This window comes from Sporosarcina koreensis (assembly GCF_001531445.1).
Lineage (GTDB): Bacteria > Bacillota > Bacilli > Bacillales_A > Planococcaceae > Sporosarcina > Sporosarcina koreensis_C.
Genome location: NZ_LQYA01000034.1, coordinates 1 through 3,652 on the forward strand (window position 1 = coordinate 1; position 3,652 = coordinate 3,652).

The 3,652-nt window shown below is 43.4% G+C and carries 5 protein-coding genes; 2 read left to right on the top strand and 3 right to left on the bottom strand.

Features of this window, described 5'->3' with window-relative positions; genetic code table 11:
• From AWV70_RS05860 to AWV70_RS05870, 3 genes are all read right to left on the bottom strand, one after another.
• The coding region (locus AWV70_RS05860) for a biotin carboxylase N-terminal domain-containing protein (protein WP_153009910.1) at positions 1-1,260 on the bottom strand (1,260 nt) is incomplete at its 3' end.
• Between the two features lie 25 nt (positions 1,261-1,285).
• Positions 1,286-2,452: an FtsW/RodA/SpoVE family cell cycle protein gene (locus AWV70_RS05865; protein WP_060205152.1), complete on the bottom strand. Its 1,167-nt coding sequence runs from the start codon at positions 2,450-2,452 to the stop codon at positions 1,286-1,288.
• A gap of 58 nt (positions 2,453-2,510) precedes the next feature.
• Entirely contained in the window at positions 2,511-2,792 is a 282-nt protein-coding gene (locus AWV70_RS05870; RefSeq protein ID WP_060205154.1) for a YlaN family protein, read from the bottom strand.
• 193 nt (positions 2,793-2,985) lie between these two features.
• Here AWV70_RS05870 and AWV70_RS05875 point away from each other — a divergent pair, with 193 nt between their 5' ends.
• Positions 2,986-3,486 (top strand): hypothetical protein, encoded by a 501-nt coding sequence (locus AWV70_RS05875; RefSeq protein ID WP_060205157.1) that lies wholly within the window; start codon positions 2,986-2,988, stop codon positions 3,484-3,486.
• A gap of 31 nt (positions 3,487-3,517) precedes the next feature.
• Positions 3,518-3,652: YlaI family protein (locus AWV70_RS24365; protein WP_235588555.1), on the top strand; the 135-nt coding region annotated here is incomplete at its 3' end.

The following is a 3,652-nucleotide window of genomic DNA, read 5'->3' on the forward strand; positions in this document are numbered from 1 at the left end:
TTCCTGTAGATTCCGATCCATTTTTGCTGCTGCGTCACGGAAAGAGGTGCCCCAAGTCGAAACTTTGACGAGCAGGGAATCATAATATGGTGTGATAACAGCACCCTGGAACCCGTTCCCTGCATCTAGACGGACGCCGAAGCCTCCTCCGGACCGGTACACCATCAACTTACCAGTATCCGGCATGAAGTCATTCAATGGATCTTCCGTCGTCACCCTTGATTGAATCGCATAACCGAACAAAGGAATACTTTCCTGTTGAGGAATTGCCGATCCACCTTCATGAAGATTTCCCCCATTTGCGATATGAATCTGCGCATGGACGATATCGACGCCCGTCACCATTTCTGTAATCGTATGCTCCACTTGGATGCGCGGATTCACTTCGATAAAATAAAAACTTCCGTCTGCCACAAGGAATTCGACTGTCCCGGCATTGATATATGAAATATTCTTCGCCAACTTGACTGCCGCTTCACAAATATCATGGCGCAATTCGTCATCCAATGAAATGGATGGGGCAATTTCTACAACTTTCTGGTGACGGCGCTGAATCGAGCAATCGCGTTCATACAGATGCACGATATTGCCGTATGTATCACCTAAGATTTGAACTTCGATATGTTTTGGATTGTTAATGTATTTCTCTACGTACACTTCATCTGAACCAAACGCCGATTTGGCTTCGGATCTTGCGCGTTCAAACGCCTCAAACACTTCGTCCGCGGAATTCACAATACGCATTCCTCTGCCGCCGCCGCCTAACGATGCTTTGATAATAATCGGATATCCATGCTCTTCACCGAACGAAGCAACTTCTTCCATGGAAGAAACCGGCCCATCCGTTCCGGGGATAACTGGGATATCTGCCTTTATGGCTTGTTCCCTCGCCTTCACCTTATCTCCGAACATATCAAGATGCTTGGACGTCGGACCGATGAAAATGATATTTTCCTCTTCAAGCCTGCGGGCAAACTCCTCGTTTTCTGCGAGGAAGCCATATCCGGGGTGAACAGCATTCGCTCCTGATGACTTGGCGATCTTAATGATTCCTTCGATATCCAAATAAGCGTCAATCGGTTTTTTGCCTTCTCCAACTAAATAAGATTCATCTGCTTTGTAGCGGTGGAATGAACCCCTATCTTCTGCCGAGTAAATTCCGACAGTCGGTATCTCCAATTCGGTGCATGCACGAAAAATACGAATAGCGATTTCACCACGGTTCGCTACGAGGATTTTCTTAATCTGACCTTGACCCATTTCCACCTTGAAAGCACTTCCTTTTCTATTTATTCTTTTGGTATTTTGTGAACATTGAAACATTCATCAATATTCCTAAAGACAAAGATAACAGAATCATCGAAGTTCCGCCATAACTAATAAAAGGCAATGGAACTCCCGTGAGTGGAATAAGCCCTGTCAAACCGCCGACATTGACGAATGTTTGGATTCCGATGACACTTCCGATACCAGCAGCTAACATGCGTGCCTGTGGATCTTTCGTGCGCATCGCGATATAAAGGGCACGCATAACGATGAATCCTAACCCGCCAATTACAATTATGGTACCAAAAATACCGGTTTCCTCGGAAATGACAGCCATGATGACATCCGTTTGAGGTTCTGGCAAATAACCCATTTTTTGAATAGAATTTCCAAGCCCCAGACCTTTGATGCCTCCAGACCCAATTGCTATATACCCGTTTGCAATTTGATAGCCAGACCCTTGTGCATAGTCAAATGGATTCAAGAACGACAAAATCCTTCCTTTCCTACCATCTGTCATGACTGTGTCCCATGCAAAATAAAGGATGGTAGCAATCGGAATCATTGCAAGCATGACAATCCCGCTTAGCTTCGTGAATGTCCTAAATTTTATACCGCTCGCTGCAATGACAGAGAATGCTCCCATAATGATGATGAGAGAAGTACCGATATCCGTTTCCATCATGATCGAACCGATTGCCAAAATAAGAATGCTGACTGGCGGACCGATTGATTTATTAATGGAGTCGAGCGTGCCCGCTTCGGATTTCTTCGCGAATACGCTCGCGAAATAAACGATGATAACAAGCTTTGCAATTTCTGAAGGCTGGATGCTGCCGAAGCCGGGTATTTTGATCCAGCTTTGTGCTCCGACATGATCTCCAGAGCCGAGGATATGGACGAGAACAAGGAGTATAAACATGACAACAATCGAAGTGACCATTAATTTTTTCCGTTTATAATTCTGAAAAGGAAAAAAGGAGGCAAACAGAAAAGCAGGTATGGCAATTGCTAGATTCAGCAATTGTCTCCTGTAATAGTGATCGGGTTCATACCCATATCGGTTGACCCCCCACACCATGCTCGAACTATAGATCATCACTAGCCCGAAAAGGCAGAGTACAAGATATACAGTGAACAATGGATAATCAAAGTTTTTTATCATTCTTTTAAAATATTTCCCCATCATACTTCCCTCATCTTAAATAAAAAACTCAAACCAATGATGAGTTTGAGTCTTTCGTTTATTTTTTTGTATATAACTCGTGCAAGACGTTCATCTCTTTTTCAAGCAATGAAAGGATTTCCTTCCCTTTTTCACGCTCAATCAAGCCAAGCCTGACAGCGAAGTCAATTTCCTTGGACAAGCCATACATTTGAGTATCCAACACTTCCTCGTAAAGTGGGCACTGAGGCATCGTCAAATGATCCATCTGTACTTTTATGAGTTGTGCAATTTTATCCGCATCAGCCTGTAGCTGTTTCAAAGCTTTTTCTTGATAGGTTTCTTGTAATTCAATATCCATGAGGACGCCCCCCATTCACCTATTATCCTTACGTGGTGATTATGAATAAATTGTATCTTTCAAGAAGGTAAATTGCAAGTGTTTCCCTTAGGAACGTAGAGCATAAATTCAATGGCTTTCCACATTCCACACGAAGCGTTATACTAAGGACAATATGGAAACGCTTATTTTAGTGTTGTAGGAGGCTATTCAATTGGAAGCAATCATCACGATAAAAGGCAATGTAAAACATACGATCACGCTTGATCCGACGGTTTGGATCTTTGATGACCGTAAAGTCGACTTGGACACTTTCTTTACGGAAGCGTTTGTCGAAAGAGATGAAGAAGAAGAGTATAAGAGAGATATGGGAAAGCATTGGTCCCGTGAAATTATGGAAGGGGCTACTTTCCCGCCAACTTTGAAAACGGAAAAGAAATTCGATAGACAGAAGATGGTGACAGGCACATTCGGTATCTCACTCGACCATTTTGTTAAAAATGCAGTGCCAGCGGAAAATGCTAAAACGATTACATTTTTGACGATAGACGGAACTGAGGAAACATACCCTTTTTCCGATATTGGCAATTTTCTATTCAAATTCAGCCAGGAAGGGAAACCGTTGACGGAAGACGGACCAGCCCATCTTTTATTCAAGGATGGCTCGAACATTGAACAACCTTTACGAAAAGTCACAGCCATCGTCATCGATTGACACCTACGACCTATTTAAAGGAGCTGAGGTTATGCGAGTCAAATGTGTACTTTGCGATGAGATCGGACAGCTTGTGGATGATGCCCCCCTCGCGAAGAAATTGAGGAATCATCCAATCAATACGTATATGTGCGAAAGTTGCAGCGAGCGGATTACGGAACAAACT